We start from the raw sequence: 19397 nt of genomic DNA on the forward strand, positions 1-19397 counted from the left end.
GGTCGGTTCGGGTTGTCGCGCATCCGGCGCCCGTCGGCGTCCGGCCAGTTCCGGCCGCGCGGGGCCCGTCACAGTCGGGGGGCGACGGAATGGGTTCAACGGGCGGTCCGCCCACGGACCGGGAACACCGAAGCGATCCGGACATGGGCCCGGACCGCGCGTACGGTGCGCACGCGCACCCGGCACGCGGCTCGCACCGGGATCCCGGGGAAGGTACGCGCGCCCACCCGGACCGCGGGCAGCGTGCGGACACGGGTGGCGAGGGCCGTAGCGGTGCGGACGCGGCGGGCGTCGTCGCCCTTGTCGGCTGCGCCGTGTGGTCGCTGGTCAGCGCCGCCGGACGGGAGGGGCGGCCGGAAGGCGTGCTGCTCGCCGTGTTCGCCGTGACCGCGGGATACGCGTGCGGACGGATCGCGGGCTCGCTCCTGCCGGTCGGCGGCTTCGTCATGACCGCGGCGGGGGCCGCCACGGTCGCGGTCACATCCCATGACGGGGTGGTCCCGGGAGCCGCCGCCGGTGCCGTCACGCCCTTGGGACAGACGGGCGCCGTCGCCGCGCTCCTGGTGCTCGGCACGGGTGCGGCCTGCTGCGCTGCGTCCGCCGCCCGGACGGCGGGAAGCAGGACGGTGTCGCGCCTGTTCGCGACGGCCATGGCCTGTTCGGCCCTCGTGCTGGCGTCCGTCCCCGCGTTCGCCGCCTGTCTGAGCGTGCTGCTCTGTTCGCTCGCCGTGGCCCGGATACGCCGACGCGCCGCCGTTCTCGTGGCACTCGCGCTGGCGACGGGTCTCGTCGCGGGAACCACGTGGGCCGTCGCGGAGGACGCCCTTCCCTCCGGCCTCGCCGCCTCGGTGGAGGCGCCCCTCACCGTCCACCGGGTCGTTCTGTGGCGGGACGCCCTCACCCTGGCGGAACAGGAGCCTGTCCGGGGCGTCGGTCCCGCTCGCTTCGGCCGGCTGAGCCCCGCGTCCGTCCAGTCGCCGGCCTCGGGGAACAAACCCCACTCGGCACCGCTCCAGCAGGCGGCGGAGCAGGGAGTGGCCGGCGTCGCGCTGCTCGCGGCGGTCTTCGGCTGGATCCTGTACGGAATCGGGCGTTCACCCCGCCCGACGCCCGTCGCGCTGAGCGCCGCCGCCGCGCTCACGGCAGTGGCGGTACTGGCCTGTGTCGGCAACGTGCTGAGTTTCGCCCCCGTCACCACCGGGGCCGCGCTGCTGGCGGGACTGGCCACGGCGCGCCCGCCACGCGAAGGACAGGACCTGTAGGACACGGCACGGCGCGTACATCCGCCAGCAGAACGCGCAAGGGCCGAAGTTGCCGAGGCCGCCAGGGGAGGCACGGGGGCGGTCACGAAAGGTGGCGGTGCCGGGGGCCGCTCCGCACGGGCGGGCTCACGCCCCTGGCGCCTGGCTCGCCCCCGGGGCTCCCGGTGCCCCCGTCGCCCTGAGGTGATTGAGCCTGGCGCGGAGGACCCGCACCGCCATGGCCGCGTCGTCGACAGTCACCGTGAACCTGCTGCCGTCGCTGAGGTTGACCGCCACGCCCTCGCCGCGCCGGACGACGACCGCGGTGCCCTGCTCCGGACGCCAGCGGCAGCCCCAGCCGCCCCACTGCCGGGGCGTCACCCTGTGGACGAACTCCGCGCTCTCCACATGCGACAGGGGGATGTGCCGGCGCGGTACGCCGATGTGGCCGCAGCGCACGTCCAGCGCATGGCTGTCGATCTTCACCGCCACGTGCACGAAGGCGAGGGTCCCGTAAAGGATCATGAGGCCCGCCGCGACGCAGCCGATGACCGCCATCAGCATGGCCGCGATGCCGGTGGTCCACGTGGCCCCGACGGCAAGCTTGATGCCGAGGGCCAGACAGGCCAGGCCCGCGACGGCGAGCAGCCACTGCATGCGGTTGGTCGCCCGGCCGGTCCATACCTCTGGAAGGGGCTCCGAGCCGCGCCCCTCATGGCGGAAGTGGTGCCTCATGCCTAGGACCCTACCCAGCCTCGGGACAACCAGCACTGATGCGGCGAAACGGCCACAAGGGCGGGAAAGGCACCCATCAGCGCTCCCTGGCCTCGGAAACGCACGCGCCGACGAACCACCCGACCGGGTTCGGCGCCTGCCGTCGTCGCAGGTGGAAGGTGGCGATCGGGGACCAGGGTCGTCCCGGCCGGCGGGTCAGCGGCACACGCCCGCGAAAGGGCCGCGAGCCCGGTTCAGCGGACCGGGGTCACGGCCGGCAGCAGGTGACTCTCTGCGTAGCCGAGCGCCTCCGCCGGAAGAGTGGCTTCCGTCCCGCTGAGCAGGACCGTGAGCCGACCGCTCGGCGGCGCGTCGGGCGCGGGCTCCGCACCGATCCGGCGCAGGGCCTGCGCGGCGACGGCTCCCGCCGAGCCGTGCAGGACGAGGGGCGGCATGCCGGGCTGCTGGACGGCCGCCCGGATGCGCTCGGAGACCAGTTCGTAATGGGTGCAGCCGAGGACGACGGCACGGACGTCACGCGGGGTGAGCGCGGCCGCCGCGGCGACGGCCCGGTCGATCGCGTCCTCGTCCGCCCGCTCCACCGCGTCGGCGAGACCCGGACAGGGAACCTCGGTCACCTCGACGGAGCCGGCGAACTCCTTGATCAGTCCGCGCTGGTAGGGGCTGCCCGTGGTCGCGGGCGTCGCCCAGATCGCGACCGGACCGCCTCCGGCGGCGGCAGGCTTGATCGCGGGGACCGTACCGATGACCGGGATCGACGGCTCGAGCTCGGCCCGGAGGGCGGGCAGGGCGTGCACGGACGCGGTGTTGCAGGCGACGATGAGCGCGTCGGGCCGGTGCGCGGCGGCCGCTCGCGCCACCGTCAGCGCCCGCCCGGCGACATCGTCCGGTGTACGGGGACCCCAGGGCATGCTGCCGGGGTCGGAGGACAGCACCAGGTCGGCGTCGGGGCGCAGCGTACGCACTGCGGCCGCCGCCGCCAGCAGGCCGATACCGGAATCCATGAGCGCGATCTTCACCCGGTCACCATAGTCGACCGCCGTCACGGCGGGCCTTGCGTGGGGCAGACTGCGGCGGATGAGCGCTCTTGCCTGGACCGCTGTCGGATCGCTGGCCGCCTGGGTGTGGCTGCTGCTCGGCCAGGGCTTCTTCTGGCGGACCGACCAGCGGCTGCCGGACCGCGAGTATCCGGCGCATTGGCCGGATGTCGCCGTCGTCGTGCCCGCGCGGGACGAGGCGGACGTGCTGCCCGTGAGTCTGCCGACGCTGCTCGCCCAGGACTATCCGGGCCGGGCCGAGATCGTGCTCGTCGACGACAACAGCGGTGACGGTACGGGGGACCTTGCGCGGTCACTGGCGGCGCGGCACGGTGGCCTGCCGCTGCGGCTGGTGACGCCGGGCGAGCCCGGGCACGGCTGGACCGGGAAACTGTGGGCCCTGCGGCACGGCATCGACGCCGCGGAGGAACGCGACCCGGAGTTCCTGCTGCTCACCGACGCCGACATCGCCCACGCACCGGACAGCCTGCGGGAGTTGGTCGCCGCGGCGCGCACCGGCGGGCTGGACCTCGTGTCGCAGATGGCGCGGCTACGGGTGGCGAGCGGCTGGGAGCAGCTGGTGGTACCGGCCTTCGTGTACTTCTTCTCGCAGCTCTATCCGTTCCGGTGGATCAACGAGGCAGGGGCGCGGACGTCGGCCGCAGCGGGCGGCTGTGTGCTGCTGCGTACCAAGGCCGCGACGCGGGCCGGTGTCCCCGACTCGATCCGCCAAGCGGTGATTGACGACGTCTCCCTGGCCCGTGCCGTGCGGCGCTCGGGCGGCAGAATCTGGCTCGGTCTCGCCGACCGGGTCGAGAGCGTGCGTCCGTACCCCCGGCTGGCGGACCTGTGGCGGATGGTGTCGCGCAGCGCCTACGCCCAGCTGCGTCACAGCCCTCCGGTACTGGCGGGGACGGTCGCGGGGCTGGCACTGGTGTATCTCGCCCCGCCGACGGCGCTGGCGGTCGGGCTGCTCGGCGGGGACGCGGTGGCCGCGTGGGCGGGGGCGGCGGCGTGGGCGGTGATGGCGGGCACGTACCTGCCGATGCTGCGCTACTACCGCCAGCCGCCGCTCCTCGCGCTGACCTTGCCGTTCACCGCCTGGCTCTATCTCCTGATGACGGTCGACTCCGCGGTGCAGCACTACCGGGGCCGGGGCGCCGCGTGGAAGGGACGCACCTACGCGCGGCCCGAGGCCGCCGGCGACTCCTGAGCGCACCACGGGTGACGGGTTCCGCGTGAAACGGCTCCCGCCCCGCCGGGTGACGGCGGGGCGGGAAGCACGCAGGGCCGCTACTTGCGGCCGGGGGTCCAGTTCATGCCCCAGCCGTAGGCGTGGTCGATCGTGCGCTGCGGGCTCACGCCGCGTTCCGGGACCAAGAAGCGGGCCTCCCGCTGGACGACGAGGTCGGAGCCGGTGTTGGTGATGAGGGCGAGGGCACAGACCGTGGAGGGGACGGTGCACTCGCCGAGGGAGAAGTCGATCGCCGCTCCGTGCTGCGGCTGCAGCGTCACCGTCGCGTCGAGGTCGGCGAAGCTGCGGGCCCCTTGGTAGACGGTCACGAAGATGACGACGCGGCGGATGTCCTGCCGGCGGTCGAGGTTGATGGTGAGGTTCTCGCCCGGGGTCCCGCCCGTGCGGTCGTCCCCGTCGAGGTGGATGAACGGGGGCTGGTTCAGCGCCCCGAAGGCGTTGCCGAGGGCCTGCACGACGCCCTTGCGTCCGTCGGAGAGTTCGTAGAGGGCGCACAGGTCGAGGTCGAGGTCGCCATGCATGGCGATGGCCCGGCCGAGTTTGGCGCCCCAGCCCTGGAACTGCTTGCGGACCTGCCAGCTGAGGTTGACGCGCATCGCGCCGGAGGTGCCGCCCTGCTTGGTGAGGGAGACGCTCGGCGACTCCTTGGTCAGCGTCACCTTCGTGAGGCGTACCGGAGCCGCGGGGGCGGGCGGCGCGGCGGGGGTGGCCGCTGCCGGCGGCACTGTGGGCGTGGCCGGTGCGGAGGGTGCCACGGGCGGGGGCGGCGGGGTGGCGACGGGCGGCGCGACCGCCGGCAGGGTGGCCTGGGTGACGGCGGCTTCGGTGACGGCGGCCTGCTGCGGTTCGTCGACGGTGATGCCGAAGTCCGTGGCGAGCCCTTCGAGGCCGGTGCCGTAGCCCTGTCCGACGGCGCGGAACTTCCACGCGCCCTGGCGCCGGTAGAGCTCTCCGAGCACGAAGGCGGTCTCGACCGTGGCGTCCTGGCTGTCGTAGCGGGCGATCTCGGCCCCGGAGCTTGCGTCGAGCACCTTGATGTGGAGGCCGGGCACCTGCCCGAAGGTGCCACCGTCGGCGGAGGCGGCCAGCACGACGCGTTCGATCGAGCTCTCGACGCGGTCGAGGTCGACGGCGACGGAATCGGTCGTGGCGCCGGTCGCCGACTGCTTGCCCTCGTGCCGTACGGCTCCCGAGGCGTGGGCCGGCTGGTTGTAGAAGACGAAGTCGCTGTCGGAACGGACCTTCCCCGACGACAGAAGGAGGAGTGCCGACGCGTCGACGTCGGGCACCCCCGGTCCGGAGTGCCAGCCCAGCTCGACGCGGACACTCCGCACCGACACCGGAGTATTCGCTCCCTTAAGCATGGACATGCTCTCCCCCATCTCGATTCGTTGCGCCCGGAAGATCATTCATCGTCAACCTATTCCGCATACATCCCCCACAGGGGGGCCGACCCGTCGGTAACCCTCTCCCAGCTTGCCCTTTACACGATCACGAGACGTCAGGAAGCCCGTTTCCCCCAACTTCGCCCACATTAGTGAACCGTGGTCACTCACAGCTGATGAAACAACCCTCTTATCGGGCTCCCCAACCAGCACATCGTGGGCTTAACTTATGTGCCATGACCTCCCCCCGCGCCACCTATGGCGGCGGTTACTACTCCGCGCCGGCGTTTCCCGACACCCCGATCTACGACTCCCTGGTCGCGGAGCGGGGCACCCCTCAGATCGCCCCGATCCGAGTGCCTTCCGCATACGACACCGGCAACAGCTACCTGCCGGCGCTCCCCGCGGCCCTGCCCGCCCTCCCGGCGGCGCCCTCCCATCCCGCCCCCGCCTACGGTTACCCGCAGCAGACGCAGCAGCCGGTCCCGCTGCAGCATGCGCCCGCCCCGTACATCCCGCAGCAGGCCGGCCCTCCCCGCGGCTATCCGGGACCGCAGTACCAGTCCCAGCCGCAGCGGCCGGTGTCCACCGGCTACGAGGCCATGCGGCCGGCGGCGGCGCGTCCCGCTCCGGCGCCCGCGCCCTACGAGGATCCGTACAACCGCCCGTACCAGGGCCGGGGGTACTGAGCGACGGCGAGGGCGGCCCGTCCGGACAGTGCTCCGGCGCGGAGGCAGGGCGGGCCGCCGCTCGACGAGCAGGGCACACCGGAGCCCGCCCTGGACGCTCATGAGTTCCCTCGCCACGTGCTCATGTGCCCACGTGCACCACGTACATGAGGCCCTCACCGGCTCGCCCCTCCCTGATCACGCAGAGCGACCGGCCCCCACCTCTGCCCGCGCGTGACCGACCCTGCCCTGCACCCGCTGCCGATGTCGCCCCGCCCTACGGGAACCGATCCTGGTGGCAGGCTCGTTGGACAGTGCGGCACGGCCCGCAGGGTGACGTCCCTGTCTCTTAGCACCACCCGCGCTTGTGCCGTGCCCTGCCGGGCTATCACGGACGAGGGAAGGGGGTGCGGTTCGTGCGGGCAGCCGTCGGCATCTGGCGCTGGCGCCGCAATCCCCTGCGTCGTGCCACAGATCTGTGCGAGGCATGGCTCGCGCTGGTCGCCGTCCTGCTCATCGTCACGGCCGCCCCGGCGGTCGGCTGGATCACCGGTGCGCTGACCGAGGAGTCGCTGCGCCAGTCGATCCGTGTCCAGCGCGTCGAGCGGTACGCCACGACGGCCACCGTGCTCGGGTCGGCCGAACTCCCACGGCCCGTCGCCTTTGATCCGGAGACCGCCGTGGCCGACGAGCGCCGTGGGGCGGTCACTGCGAAGTGGACCGCCCCGGACGGCAGTCGGCACACCGGCACGGTCCCCACCACGCTGCCCGCACCCCGCCCGGGTGACACCTTCCCGGTGTGGACGGACGGTTCCGGACGCATGGTGCCCCGCCCGATGAGCACGGCCGCCGCCGAGGTGCACGCCGCGCTCGCCGGCGTCGGCGCCGCTCTGGCCTGGGGTGTGCTCGTCGAATGCGCCAGGAGGCTGCTCCTCTGGCGACTGGTGCGCCGCAGACACGCCGCGCTGGACCGTGACTGGGAAGCGGTGGGGCCCGACTGGGGGCGCACCGGCGCAGGAAGCTGACCTGCCACATCCCGTCAACTCCCGCGGGCCGCGCGCGCTACGGTGGTGCGACGCCCTTCGGGGTTCGGGAGGCGTCCCCCTCAGAGACGCGGCGTTGTACGGAACACGAGGTGGGGGCAGAGCAGCACGATGGCACAGGGCACGGTCCAGGTGACGCACATCGGCACCTCGCGGTGGCGACGCCGCACAGGCGAGTACCCCTCCCTCGCCGCTGCCCTGGAGGCCGCCGGTGACGGGGACATCCTCACCGTCGCCCCCGGCACCTACCGCGAGAATCTCGTCGTCCGCCGCGCGGTCACGCTGCGCGGCCCCGAGGGCGCTGCCGGGTCGGTGCGCATCGCCCCGGCCGACGGTGTGCCGCTGACCGTCCGGGCCTCCGCCACCGTGCGGGACCTGCATGTGGAAGGTCAGGACTCCGCCGCCCCCGCCCTGCTGGTGGAGGACGGCACGCCAGAACTGACGGACCTGCGGATCGTCACCAGGTCCGCCGTCGGTCTCGAGGTGCGCGGCGCCGCACGGCCCACGGTGCGCCGCTGCACCGTCGACAACCCCGCGGGCGTCGGGATCGGCGTACTGGACGGCGCGGGCGGCGTGTTCGAGGAGTGCGAGGTGGTGGCGGCGGGCCAGTCGGGCGTGTCGGTGCACGGCGGGGCGCATCCACGGCTCGAGCGCTGCCGGGTGCACCACACCTCCGGCGCGGGTCTGAGCGTCTCCGGCGAGGGCAGCGGCCTGGAGGCGATCGGCTGCGAGGTCTACGAGATCAAGGGCACCGGCATACAGATCGCGTCCCGCGCCGGCGCCCACCTGACCGACTCCTCCGTGCACCGCACCTCGGCCGACGGCGTCACCCTCGACACGGACGCGGTCCTCACTCTCTCCGACTGCGACATCCACGACATCCCGGAGAACGCGATCGATCTGCGCTCCCGGTCCGTGCTGACGCTCACCCGCTCCACGGTGCGCCGCTTCGGCCGCAACGGCCTGTCCGTGTGGGACCCGGGGACACGCGTGGACGCCAACCAGTGCGAGATCCACGACAGTACGGGCGACTATCCGGCGGTCTGGGTCAGTGACGGCGCGACGGCTGTGCTCGACTCCTGCCGCGTCCACGACGTGCCCGACGCGCTGTTCGTCCTCGACCGCGGCTCCCGCGTCGACGTCGTGGACAGCGACCTTTCGCAGGTCCGCAACACGGCGGTCTCGGTGAGCGACGGCGCGACGGCACAGCTCGACGACTGCCGTATCCGCGAGGTCTCGACCGGCGCCTGGTTCCGCGACCACGGCAGCGGCGGCACCCTGAACGGCTGCACCATCGACGCCGCCCAGACGGGGGTGATCGTCACCAAGGGCGCGGACCCGGTGATCGAGCGCTGCACCGTCACCTCCCCGGCCGAGGCGGGCTTCTACGTGTCCGCGGAGGGCCGCGGCACCTTCCGCGGCTGCCGGGTGACCGGCAGCGGGGGCTACGGCTTCCATGTGATGGACGGCTGTCGGACGACGCTGAATCGCTGTCGCACGGAGCGCTGTGCGCGCGGCGGTTACGAGTTCGGCGAGGACTCCGGTCCTGTCGTCGAGGACTGCACCAGCGACGAGAGCGGGATCGCCCGCCCCGGCGCGGAGCCTGCCACGGCCACCCTGACGGCGACCAGGACGCCCGGTCTACTGTCCGCCACACCCGCACAGGCCACGCAGTCCGTCCCGACTCCCGCCCCCTCAACGGAGCCGGTGCGAAGTTCCGTCGCGGTCCTCGGCGAACTGGACGCCCTGGTGGGCCTGCACAGCGTCAAGCGCGAAGTCCGTACGCTCACCAACATGATCGAGGTGGGCCGCCGCCGTCAGGAGGCCGGACTCAAGGCGGCCTCCGTACGGCGCCACTTGGTGTTCACCGGCTCACCGGGCACGGGCAAGACGACCGTCGCCCGGCTGTACGGGGAGATCCTCGCCTCCCTCGGGGTCCTGGAGCGCGGCCATCTCGTCGAGGTGTCCCGGGTGGACCTGGTGGGCGAGCACATCGGCTCCACCGCGATCCGCACCCAGGAGGCGTTCGACCGGGCGCGCGGCGGTGTGCTGTTCATCGACGAGGCGTACGCGCTGTCTCCCGAGGACTCCGGCCGGGACTTCGGCAAGGAGGCCATCGACACCCTGGTGAAGCTGATGGAGGACCATCGGGACGCCGTCGTGGTCATCGTCGCCGGCTACACGGCGGAGATGGAGCGCTTCCTCGCGGTCAACCCCGGCGTCGCCTCCCGCTTCTCACGGACCATCACCTTCAGCGACTACGCCCCGGAGGAACTGCTGCGGATAGTCGAGCAGCAGGCGGAGGAGCACGAGTACCGGCTGGCCGAGGGCACGTCGGAGGCGCTGCTGAAGTACTTCACGGCGCTGCCCAAGGGGCCGGCCTTCGGCAACGGCCGTACCGCGCGCCAGACGTTCGAGTCGATGGTGGAGCGGCACGCGGGGCGGGTCGCCGAGCTCGCGGAGACGGACACCGACGACCTCACCCTGCTCTACGCGGAGGATCTGCCCGAACTGCCCTGAGCCTGCCGGGGCACGGCCGGCGTGAGCCGGTCGAGCAGGGCCGCCCGCTCCTTGGCGAAGTCCGGGTGGGCCTGGTAGTCGGAGTGCCCGAGGATCGGCTCCGGCAGCGGATGGCGTTCCGAACGGCCGTAGACCACCGGGTCCTTGAGTGCCTGGCGGTCGACGTCGGTCGGGTCGTCGCAGCCGTCACCGGGGGGATCCGTCTCCGCGGCGATCAACATCGGCCCGCCGATGGGGTCGGTGCGCCGCCACAGGTTGCGCCAGCAGTCGACCTCGCTGCTGAGTTCCAGCAGCGCCTTGGGCCCGAAGTAGGCGGGGAACCAGCGCCCGTACAGGCGCTCCAGCGGCGATCCGTACGTCAGGAGCGCCACCCGTTTGCGGGTGGCGGCGGGCAGTTGCCACACGGCGGCCGCGGCGAGCACGCTGCCCTGGGAGTGCCCCGAGATCACCAGTCGGCCGCCGGTCCGCCCGGTCCAGGTGCACATGCGCCAGGTCAGGTCGGGGACGGCCCGCTCGGCGTAGCACGGCGGCGCGAAGGGGTGCGCGGCGCGCGGCCAGAAGGTGCCCACGTCCCACAGGATGCCGATGGTGCGCCGGGCGGAGGCGTCGCGGTAGGCGCGGCGGCCCATGGTGACGAACAGTATGAAGCCGAAGCCGACGAGCCAGGAGCCGAGTGCCTGAGCGGTCTCGGCCGCCGACTCCGCGGGCCCGTCGCCGAAGGAGCGGCCGGGCACCTCACCGCTGAGCCACGCGCCGCCGACGGCCGCGGCGCCGAGCAGCAGGGTCGCGCCGGAGACGACGCCGACGATCAGTGGGGCGACGTCGGTGAGTGCCGCCCGGGCGCGGGTGCCCGCTATCCGGCGGGTGCGGACACGGTCGCGGCGGCCTTCGCCGGGGTCGCCGTCGAAGTACTCGGCCTCGATCTGCGGTACGAGACGGCGTGCGGCGAGCCAGGTCCGTACGGCGAGCAGCACGGCCGGTACGAGCAGCACCGCCAGGAGTACGGGGATGACGGACGCCTGCCAGCTCAGCAGCACCGGCGGCCCCGGGATGGTGCCCTCCCCATCCATGCCGGGGGTGCCCGGTCCGTCGAGCCAGTCGGCGACGCGCTGGGCGACGCCGCCGGTCATCACGCCACCGAGCGCGCAGGCCAGCATGGCGACGGCGGGCCCGCCGAGCCCGTGCAGCACGGTGCGCGGGTGCCGGGCGCGGCGATGCAGCCGCCGGGCGGCGACGGCCAGGGCGACGACGAGGCCGCCCTGGGCGAGGACGATCACCCGGAAGGTGACGTCACCGGGCAGTGTGCCGCCGGAGGTCCATCCGGGGCGTGACCAGGAGGCATAGAGCAGCGACAGGGCGAGCAGGGCCAGGGCTGCGCCCGGCAGGCAGCGCACGGCGGCCCGGTCGATGCCGGCGTCGACGCGCCGCTCGCTGCGTCCCCGGAGGGCAACGACCCAGAGCACGGCGGCCGCGCCGGCGACGAGCGCGCCTTCCAGGAGGATGCCGCAGATCTTCAGAAGGGTGTCCTCGCCGCCCCGGTCGTACCGGGCGGCGGCTCCGGCGACCGCGGCGGCGACGGTGAGTAATCCGGCGGCGGTGTGGGCGGCACGCAGCCGGGCGACGAGCCGCCGGCCGTACCAGAACCCGGGCCTTCCCAGCGCGGGCCGGACGAGCGGCTTCCGCTGCCCCGCGGCCTCACCGGCGCCGCGGCCGTCGTGATCTCCGTCCGGACCGCGGCCGTTGTGATCGCCGTCGGCCTCCGGATCGTCCTCGTCGTCCTCGTCGTCCCCGGCGGCCGCGTCGCCGACGCCGGTCGGCGGGCGCTGCGACTCGTAGGCGCTCCAGGTCCGGTTGGACAGGTACCAGAGCAGCGCGACCAGCGCGGCGGGCACCACCGCGGCAAGCGCCAGGCGCCGCCCCGGCTGGGACCACCAGCCTTCCTTGGCGGCGGACATGAAGCCGAGCCATGACCTCTCTTCGCTGCACCCGTCCGACCCGGCGCACTGCCAGGCCAGCAGGTCGAGCGCGACCTCACAGGCCGCCGCGGTCAGCAGCACGGTGAGGCTGAGGGCGACCAGGCGCACCAGCGCGCCGTAGAGACGGGTGGTCCTGCGTCTTCCCTCGGCTCTGGGCCGCATCCAGTGCGCGAGGTTGACGACCATGAACGGGAGCAGCAGCAGCCACAGGGCCCGAGCGCCGTTGCCGGACGTGAGGTTGGACCAGCAGTACGCCTCGGGGATGGGCCGGTCCCGGTACTCGCCGGGGCGGTTCTCCGCCTCAGCGTCGTCGGTGCGGCGGTACACGGCGGCCTTCTCGTCGCCGGTTATCCGTACGGTACGGGGGTCGCCGAGCATGTCCTGCGGGGTCGCTCCCCCGACACCGTGGACGAGAAGCTCGAGTGCGGGACCGCCGCTTCGCGGCGCCGGGGTTGCAGGGGACACTGGGGTGACTCCCTCATCTCGGGACGATCCGGAACACAACAGGACGGAACGGGTGGAACCCGATGGCCCGGTACGGTGCGGCCCGGCCCGGTGCGCCCCCCGCGGCAACGATGGCGACAGAATCGCGGAACACGACAGCCCGCCGCACCGCTCTCACGGAATCTCCCCGAGCCCGACCGGCAATACGCGTGCGAGGATGAGAAGCCTTGGCCACGGCCTCGTGGGAGGGCGTGGACGGCGTACGGCAACCAGGAAGGACCGGCCCCGGCGGTGAGCGACAACCAGAACCTCCTCGCGGAGCAGCGGCGTGCCCTCATCCTCGACGAGGTGCGCAGGCGCGGCGGGGTCCGGGTCAACGAACTGACCCGCAGGCTCAATGTGTCCGACATGACCGTGCGGCGCGATCTGGACGCCCTGGCTCGGCAGGGCGTCGTGGAGAAGGTGCACGGCGGCGCCGTCCCGGTGGTCGAGGCGAGCACCCACGAGCCCGGGTTCGAGGCGAAGTCGGCGCTGGAGCTGAGGGCGAAGGAGGACATCGCGCGGGCGGCGGCGGCCCTGGTGGCGGCGGGCAGCGCGATCGCCCTGTCCGGCGGGACGACGACGTACGCGCTGGCGCACCATCTGCTGGACGTGCCGGACCTCACGGTCGTCACCAACTCGGTGCGGGTGGCCGACGTCTTCCATACGGCACAGCGCGCGGGCGGCCAGCGGCCGGGCGCCGCGACGGTGGTGCTCACCGGAGGGGTGCGCACGCCGTCGGACTCGCTGGTCGGGCCGGTGGCCGACCAGGCGATCCGCTCGCTGCACTTCGATGTGCTGTTCCTCGGCGTGCACGGCATCTCGGCGGAGGCCGGTCTGTCGACGCCGAATCTGGCGGAGGCGGAGACCAACCGCCACCTCGTGCAGGCGGCACGCCGTGTGGTGGTGGTCGCGGACCACACCAAGTGGGGGACGGTGGGCCTCAGTTCGATCGCCGGGCTCGACGACGTGGACACCCTGGTCACCGACGCGGGGCTGTCGGCGGCGGTCCGCGAGGAGATCGCCGAGTATCTGCCGTCGCTCGTCGTCGCGGGCGAGCAGGCCGACGCGCAGGACGGCTCAGCGCTGTGAGCACCTTCCGTATCGGACGGGTCACCGGTCTACCGGCCGCCGAGAGCTGGCTGAAGGTCACAGACTGGCCGGCGCACGGGGCGGCGGTGCCGCTGACCGCCGTCACGGTGTCGGGCCCCCGGCCCGCCGGCGTGGGCACCACGGTCGTCGCGCGCAGTGGTACGGGCCGGTTCGGCTTCGACGATCCGATGGAGATCGTCGAGTGGGAGCCGCCGTCGGCGGGCCGGCGGGGCCGCTGCCGGCTGGAGAAGCGCGGCAGGGTCGTGACAGGGTGGGCCGAGATCGAGGTCCATGGCACGGACTCGGGTTCGGTGGTCCTGTGGGTGGAGGAGCTGCGCCTCGCCCGGCTGCCGCGGCTGCTGGACCGGCTCGTTGCCCGGGTGGGAAGACTGGTGTTCGCCCGCGCGCTCGACGAAATCCTGAACGGCAGGGCGGGGCACTGAGGGCGGACATCGGACCGGGCTGCGGCTATGGTGTGCGGTCCCGTCGTCCGCCGCTGGAGATAGGACTCCCATGGCTCGTCAACTCCGCCCCGTAAAGCTGGAGTTCGTGGAGAGCGCACCGCTGCGTCTGGTCTTCGCCGCGCATCTCACGGCGTCGCCGCAGGCGTTGTACGCGGCACTCGCCGACGATGTCGCCGACTGGTCCGAATGGTTCACCGCGGTGACCGCGGCCCGGCCCGTGGACGACGGCGCGGGCCGCGAGATCAGGCTCAAGGGCGGCACGGTGTTCACCGAGACGGTCCTCGCGCGCGAGCCGGACACCCGCTACGCCTATCGCGTCGACCAGACCAACGCCCCTGGGCTGCGCGCCCTGTTGGAGGAGTGGCGGATCACCCCGACGCCGACCGGCTCCCGGGTGCAGTGGACGTTCGCGGCCGACGGCCCCGCGCCGCTGCGGATCGTGCTGCGCCTGGGCCGTCCCGGGCTGGGGCGCGCTTTCAAGGACGCGATGCGCAATCTGGACCGCCGGCTGGGCCGCTCCACCTGCTGACCTCCGTCCCGGCCGGTCAACAGGGCCAGACGCCGCCGGCGAGGAACTCCTCGATGGCGACCGTGTACGGATGGATGTCCAGCCCTTGTTCGGCGAGCCAGCCGTCCGAGTAGTACTTGTCGAGATAGCGGTCGCCCGGATCGCAGATGAGGGTGACGACGCTGCCCTTCTCGCCCGCGGCCACCATCTCCGAGACGATCTTGAACGCGCTCCACAGCCCGGTACCGGTCGAGCCGCCCGCCTTGCGCCCGATCGCCTGTTCCAGGGCCCGTACGGCGGCGACGCTGGCCGCGTCCGGCACCTTCATCATCCGGTCGATGGCTCCCGGCACGAAGCTGGGCTCCATGCGGGGCCGGCCGATGCCTTCGATCCGCGAGCCGCAGTCGCTGCTGGCCCGGGGGTCGCCGTGGGACCAGCCGTCGAAGAAGCAGGAGTTCTCCGGGTCGGGGACGCAGACGCGTGTGTCGTGCTGCATGTAGTGCACGTAGCGGGCGATGGTCGCCGAGGTGCCTCCGGTCCCGGCGGTCGCGACGATCCAGGCCGGTTCCGGATAGCGTTCGAGGCGCAGCTGCTGGTAGATGGACTCGGCGATGTTGTTGTTGCCGCGCCAGTCGGTGGCCCGTTCGGCATAGGTGAACTGGTCCATGTAGTGGCCGCCGGTGCGCTCGGCGAGCGCGGCGGACTCCTCGTACATCCGGCGCGGATCGTCGACGAAGTGGCACTGCCCGCCGTGGAACTGGATGAGGCGGATCTTCTCGGCACTCGTGGTGCGCGGCATGACGGCGACGAAGGGCACGCCGATCAGCTTGGCGAAGTACGCCTCGGAGACGGCGGTCGAGCCGCTGGACGCCTCGATGACGGGCTTGCCTGGTCTGATCCAGCCGTTGCAGAGCCCGTACAGGAACAGCGAGCGGGCCAGCCGGTGCTTGAGGCTGCCGGTGGGGTGGGTGGACTCGTCCTTGAGGTAGAGGTCGATCCCCCACTGTTCAGGCAGCGGGAAGCGCAGCAGGTGCGTGTCGGCGGACCGGTTGGCGTCGGCCTGGACCTTGCGTACGGCCTCTTTGAGCCATGCCCGGTAGTGGGGATCGCTGCGGTCGACGTCGACGGTCACGGCCGGCGCGCCCGGCGCCTGCTGCTGCCCGGTGCTGTTCATATCGTCGCCCTCCGTCTGCGCTCCTCGGTGCCGTCATCCGGCCACACCGGCAACAGTAAGCCCGCCACCTGCGTAAACGTTCGCTTTGGGTATCCATAGGCACCGCTTGTGGCGTGACTGCGCCGGGCGTACTGGTGTGCACGGCGCGAGTTGTGCACACTTCGAGGAGAGTCGCTGCAAAGGGGGCGGACGCAATGACCATGGCAGAGCCGGAATTCAGCGCCACGGGGGTGCGTATCGAGCGCTGGCCACGCTCGCTCACGCGGGCCGGACAGGTGCTGATCAAGGACGGCAGGCTGGCGCTGATGACGAGTTACGGCCGGGTGATCGAGAGCGCGCCCGTGCGTGCGGTCACCGCGGGACGACCGTGGTTCGCGGGGGACGACAGCACGGTTGCGACGCTCAACGGCAAGCGGTACCGGCTGACCATGGGGCAGCGCAGTCGGCGGCCCGATGCCCGCGCCCTGGCTGGGCGTTTCCTCGAAGCGGTGCACGGAGCAGGTGGTTCCGAGCGCTGAGACGCGCGGAACCCGTGAGTTGCGGGCCCCTCAGCGATGGTCCACGCTGGTTCCACATCACTAAGGGTGCACCGGTGGTTACGCTGCGAACCAGCCCCGCCGGTATGATCAGCAGGTCGGCCGACTGCTGGATCGCTTTTCTCGTCTTCTTCCGGACTATTTCGGGGAGTCGCAGCCGTGATCAGCCAGCCAAGCAGGCACTGCACGGTGGAGCTCCAGGCCCTGCCGTCGCGGATCGGTCAGGTCCGCAGAATCATCTCGGCGCAACTGCGCTACTGGCATCTCGATCCTTTGATCGACCAGGCGGCGCTGGGCGTCACCGAGCTGCTGACCAATGTCCACCGGCATGCTCAGCCGGACAAGATGTGCACCGTGGACGTCGAGCTGCTGCTCGACCGGCTCACGGTGTCCGTCCATGACCACGATCCGCGGATGCCGACCGTCCGCAGGCCCGGGGCGTCCGCCACCTCAGGACGGGGCCTCGCGCTGGTGGCCGCCATGAGCGAGAGCTGGGGCGTGCGACCACAGGGCGACAGCGGCAAGGTCGTCTGGTTCACGCTTCCGGCCTCCTGCCCCGTCGTCGCCATGCCGCCCCGTGCGGCGGTCTACGGGGCGACGACCATCGGCCCGTTCACCGGTGCACCAGAGGCCGAGATCCTTCCGGTCGTACCAGAGACGGAGACGGCTGCCGCCCGGTCGGCCGTAGCCGGCTGACCGGGCGGACAGAGGGTCGCGCGCACCTGGGCTGCGCCTGCATGGGTCGCGCCCCGGCTGCTGTGTCCGGCCCGGTGGTGAAGGCGCCGGTCATGCACCGTCCTTGGACGCGCGGCCGAACTGCTCCTCCAGGACCGACAGGCGCCGCCAGTACTCCTCCTCGTCGATCTCGCCCGCGGCGAAGCGACGGCCCAGGACGGCGATGGGCGAACTCTCGGCGATCGGCGGGCGAGCGCCCTGCCACCGCGCGGGACGGCCGCGCCGGACGCCCGTGCGGCGCAGGACCGTGACGGCCCCGACGACGACGGCAGCCCAGATCAGCGGGAAGAACAGCATCCATGGGCCGGGCCCGTCGTAGGTGAGCTCGTTCATCTCGATCACTCCTCGGGGGCGATGGGGGCGTTTCCTTGTTCGCTTCGAGGCTCCCGCCGACGGGGGGTGCGGGTCGTCGTACGGCCGGCGGCGGTGGGCGTACCACCTGCGGAGTACGCGGCGTCCGTGCGGCTCCTTCCGTCGACGTTGGTCACTGTACCTACTGGTATGTACAGTGGCCTCATGAGCACTTCCGAGCGGTTGATCGAGGCCACTCGCGAGCTGCTGTGGGAACGCGGTTACGTGGGCACCAGTCCGAAGGCGATCCAGCAGCTCGCCGGTGCCGGCCAGGGCAGCATGTACCACCACTTCGCGGGCAAGCCGGACCTCGCGCTGGCCGCCGTCCGGCGCACCGCCGAGGAGATGAGGGCGGCCGCGGCGGCGTTGCTCGACGGACCGGGCACCGCGTACGAGCGCATCGCCGGCTACTTGCTGCGCCAGCGGGACGTGCTGCGCGGGTGTCCCGTCGGCCGGCTGACCATGGACCCGGACGTCATCGCGGACGACCGGCTGCGGGCACCGGTCGACGAGACGCTCGGCTGGTTGCGCGGGCGGCTGGCGTCGATCGTCGAGGAGGGCGGGGCATGTGGCGAGCTGAACCCGGCCCTCGTTCCGGGCGACATCGCCGCGACGATCGTCGCCACCGTCCAGGGCGGCTACGTAATGGCCCGCGCTTCCGGCTCTCCGGCCGCCTTCGACGCCGGAGTGAGGGGACTGCTCAGCCTGCTGAAGCCCTCCGCCGCGGACAGAAGGTGAGTGCGCCGTGCACGTGATGCAGTACGAGATCACACTTCCCGCCGACTACGACATGGGCGTCATCCGCGAGCGGGTCGCGACACGAGGACATCTGCTCGACGACTTCCCCGGCCTGGGTCTCAAGGCCTACCTGGTGCGGGAACGCGGCGCGGACTCGCCGGTGAACCAGTACGCGCCGCTGTACCTCTGGGCGGCGCCGGAGGGGATGAACCGATTCCTGTGGGGCCCCGGGTTCCAGGGCATCGTCGACGACTTCGGACGGCCCGAGGTGCGGCACTTCGCCGGACTCGCCTACTACGAGGGCCCCGCCGCTGGGGGCCGTCCGCGCACCGCCGTCCGGCGGCGCCTCGCGCCGGCCCCGGGCGCCGCGCCCGCCCCGCTGGTGGACGAGGCCGTGCGGGAGACGGAGCGGCTCGCCGCGCTGGACGGCGTCGTCTGCGCCGCGCTCGCCGTCGACCCGCACCACTGGGAGCTCCTCCACGTCACCTTCTGGGCCGACGACCGGCCCGGAGCCGACGGCGACCGCTACGAGGTGCTGCACCTCTCGCAGCCGCAGCGCGCGGCGCTCCGGCGCGGCAGACACTGGTGATCAAGGATGCGGCGGGCCCTGCCTCCCGTGTGGCCCCCCGCGCTTGCGCGCCAGATGCCGCCTCGTCCACATCTCGTGGCCGACGCGCCCCGCGATCGCGCCGCCGTAGACGACGACCCCGACTCCTACGAGCCAGGACTGGACCACGAGAACCGTGCCGAACGGGCCGTAGGTCACCGCGTTCGACGCGATCAGCGGGGAGAAGACGAGCTGGGAGAAGACCCGCAGCCCGAGCAGGGCGATCGCTGTCGCCACGGCCCCCGGCAGGAGGGCCCGCCAGCGGACCCGTCCGCAGAGCAGGACCCTCTGGGACGCCCAGAAGAACAGCACCGTGCCCGTGAGGTCACCGATGGCCCCGATCGTCGCCGACAGCAGCGACTCGCCCGGCAGCGGCGTGCTCACGAAGATCATCAGATAGATGATCAGCATCCCCAGCCACACGACATGCCGCCACATCGTGTGCCACCGGGCTGCGGGCAGGTCCCAGACCTTCTCGTACGTGGTCTGCACGGCGGAGCCGAACGTGAGCCCGAAGACGGCGAGCGCGGCGAGACCGAAGGCCGTGGTCCGCTGCAGCGCCTGGCGCGGCAGGCCGAACAGCCGCTCCACCTCGTCCTGCGAGGACTCCGCGAGCCCCAGCGCCTGGCTCATCCACCGGGCGAAGCCCTGGCCGCTCGCCGGGTCGGTGGCCGCGACGACGATCAGCAGCGGCACGAGCGTCAGGAAGGCGAGTGCGGCGAAGCCCATGGCACGGTGCATCAGTTCGAGCCGGCGGCCACGGCTCCAGCCGACCCCGAGCGGCGACTCGGCCAGCTTGCGCCACAGGCGCATAAGACGGTGCGGGTGGGCGGGGTCGTAGCTCACATG

At 72.5% G+C, this 19397-nt stretch carries 19 protein-coding genes; 12 read left to right on the plus strand and 7 right to left on the minus strand.

Features of this window, described 5'->3' with window-relative positions; all coding sequences use genetic code 11:
* Positions 1 to 143 precede the first annotated feature (143 nt).
* Positions 144 to 1262, plus strand: coding sequence for an O-antigen ligase family protein (locus MDN94_RS26780; protein WP_482728465.1), 1119 nt, complete (start codon positions 144 to 146; stop codon positions 1260 to 1262).
* Positions 1263 to 1388: 126 nt separating this feature from the next.
* On the opposite strand, the gene MDN94_RS26785 is transcribed toward MDN94_RS26780, so the two are convergent.
* Both MDN94_RS26785 and MDN94_RS26790 read right to left on the minus strand, forming a co-directional pair.
* A complete protein-coding gene (locus tag MDN94_RS26785; RefSeq protein WP_482728466.1) occupies positions 1389 to 1976 on the minus strand; it encodes a hypothetical protein in 588 nt (195 codons plus the stop codon).
* A gap of 233 nt (positions 1977 to 2209) precedes the next feature.
* Complete coding sequence (locus tag MDN94_RS26790) at positions 2210 to 2995, minus strand: glutamate racemase (RefSeq protein ID WP_482728467.1); 786 nt, start codon at positions 2993 to 2995, stop codon at positions 2210 to 2212.
* Positions 2996 to 3053: 58 nt separating this feature from the next.
* On the opposite strand from MDN94_RS26790, the gene MDN94_RS26795 reads away from it, so the two are divergent.
* Positions 3054 to 4226, plus strand: a complete 1173-nt coding sequence (locus MDN94_RS26795; protein WP_482728468.1) for a glycosyltransferase — start codon at positions 3054 to 3056, stop codon at positions 4224 to 4226.
* A gap of 80 nt (positions 4227 to 4306) precedes the next feature.
* On the opposite strand, the gene MDN94_RS26800 is transcribed toward MDN94_RS26795, so the two are convergent.
* On the minus strand, positions 4307 to 5638 hold the full coding sequence (locus MDN94_RS26800; protein WP_482728469.1) for a TerD family protein: 1332 nt from the start codon (positions 5636 to 5638) through the stop codon (positions 4307 to 4309).
* Between the two features lie 251 nt (positions 5639 to 5889).
* Here MDN94_RS26800 and MDN94_RS26805 point away from each other — a divergent pair, with 251 nt between their 5' ends.
* From MDN94_RS26805 to MDN94_RS26815, 3 genes are all read left to right on the plus strand, one after another.
* Positions 5890 to 6342, plus strand: a complete 453-nt coding sequence (locus MDN94_RS26805) for a DUF6643 family protein (RefSeq protein ID WP_482728470.1) — start codon at positions 5890 to 5892, stop codon at positions 6340 to 6342.
* A gap of 395 nt (positions 6343 to 6737) precedes the next feature.
* Positions 6738 to 7346, plus strand: a complete 609-nt coding sequence (locus MDN94_RS26810) for an Rv1733c family protein (RefSeq protein ID WP_482728471.1) — start codon at positions 6738 to 6740, stop codon at positions 7344 to 7346.
* 129 nt (positions 7347 to 7475) lie between these two features.
* Positions 7476 to 9884, plus strand: coding sequence for a right-handed parallel beta-helix repeat-containing protein (locus MDN94_RS26815; RefSeq protein WP_482728472.1), 2409 nt, complete (start codon positions 7476 to 7478; stop codon positions 9882 to 9884).
* On the opposite strand, the gene MDN94_RS26820 is transcribed toward MDN94_RS26815, so the two are convergent.
* Positions 9854 to 12325 (minus strand): hypothetical protein, encoded by a 2472-nt coding sequence (locus MDN94_RS26820; protein ID WP_482728473.1) that lies wholly within the window; start codon positions 12323 to 12325, stop codon positions 9854 to 9856. The genes MDN94_RS26815 and MDN94_RS26820 overlap by 31 nt on opposite strands.
* A 270-nt stretch (positions 12326 to 12595) precedes the next feature.
* On the opposite strand from MDN94_RS26820, the gene MDN94_RS26825 reads away from it, so the two are divergent.
* The 3 genes from MDN94_RS26825 (at position 12596) to MDN94_RS26835 (ending at position 14428) form a co-directional block, all read left to right on the plus strand.
* Complete coding sequence (locus MDN94_RS26825) at positions 12596 to 13435, plus strand: DeoR/GlpR family DNA-binding transcription regulator (RefSeq protein ID WP_482728474.1); 840 nt, start codon at positions 12596 to 12598, stop codon at positions 13433 to 13435.
* Complete coding sequence (locus tag MDN94_RS26830; protein ID WP_482728475.1) at positions 13432 to 13878, plus strand: SRPBCC family protein; 447 nt, start codon at positions 13432 to 13434, stop codon at positions 13876 to 13878. The genes MDN94_RS26825 and MDN94_RS26830 overlap by 4 nt, the downstream gene beginning before the upstream one ends.
* Before the next feature lie 70 nt (positions 13879 to 13948).
* Positions 13949 to 14428, plus strand: coding sequence for an SRPBCC family protein (locus tag MDN94_RS26835; RefSeq protein WP_482728476.1), 480 nt, complete (start codon positions 13949 to 13951; stop codon positions 14426 to 14428).
* Positions 14429 to 14444: 16 nt separating this feature from the next.
* Here MDN94_RS26835 and MDN94_RS26840 read toward each other — a convergent pair whose 3' ends face one another.
* The gene (locus MDN94_RS26840) at positions 14445 to 15581 is read right to left on the minus strand and encodes a PLP-dependent cysteine synthase family protein (RefSeq protein ID WP_482728477.1); all 1137 of its coding nucleotides are present in this window, start codon (positions 15579 to 15581) and stop codon (positions 14445 to 14447) included.
* 194 nt (positions 15582 to 15775) lie between these two features.
* On the opposite strand from MDN94_RS26840, the gene MDN94_RS26845 reads away from it, so the two are divergent.
* Positions 15776 to 16099: a hypothetical protein gene (locus tag MDN94_RS26845; protein ID WP_482728478.1), complete on the plus strand. Its 324-nt coding sequence runs from the start codon at positions 15776 to 15778 to the stop codon at positions 16097 to 16099.
* A gap of 177 nt (positions 16100 to 16276) precedes the next feature.
* Positions 16277 to 16813 carry an ATP-binding protein gene (locus MDN94_RS26850; RefSeq protein ID WP_482728479.1) on the plus strand — a complete coding sequence of 179 codons (537 nt, stop codon included), beginning with the start codon at positions 16277 to 16279 and terminating at the stop codon, positions 16811 to 16813.
* A 90-nt stretch (positions 16814 to 16903) separates the two neighbouring features.
* Here the strand turns inward: MDN94_RS26850 and MDN94_RS26855 are convergent, their stop codons facing one another.
* On the minus strand, positions 16904 to 17185 hold the full coding sequence (locus MDN94_RS26855; protein ID WP_482728480.1) for an SHOCT domain-containing protein: 282 nt from the start codon (positions 17183 to 17185) through the stop codon (positions 16904 to 16906).
* 168 nt (positions 17186 to 17353) lie between these two features.
* On the opposite strand from MDN94_RS26855, the gene MDN94_RS26860 reads away from it, so the two are divergent.
* Positions 17354 to 17941 carry a TetR/AcrR family transcriptional regulator gene (locus MDN94_RS26860; RefSeq protein ID WP_482728481.1) on the plus strand — a complete coding sequence of 196 codons (588 nt, stop codon included), beginning with the start codon at positions 17354 to 17356 and terminating at the stop codon, positions 17939 to 17941.
* Between the two features lie 7 nt (positions 17942 to 17948).
* The gene (locus MDN94_RS26865) at positions 17949 to 18530 is read left to right on the plus strand and encodes a DUF4865 family protein (protein WP_482728482.1); all 582 of its coding nucleotides are present in this window, start codon (positions 17949 to 17951) and stop codon (positions 18528 to 18530) included.
* Here MDN94_RS26865 and MDN94_RS26870 read toward each other — a convergent pair whose 3' ends face one another.
* Complete coding sequence (locus MDN94_RS26870) at positions 18531 to 19361, minus strand: YhjD/YihY/BrkB family envelope integrity protein (protein WP_482729092.1); 831 nt, start codon at positions 19359 to 19361, stop codon at positions 18531 to 18533. It abuts the gene before it with no gap.
* Between the last annotated feature and the right edge of the window lie 36 nt (positions 19362 to 19397).

The sequence above is a fragment of the Streptomyces sp. WAC00040 genome, from assembly GCF_056835925.1.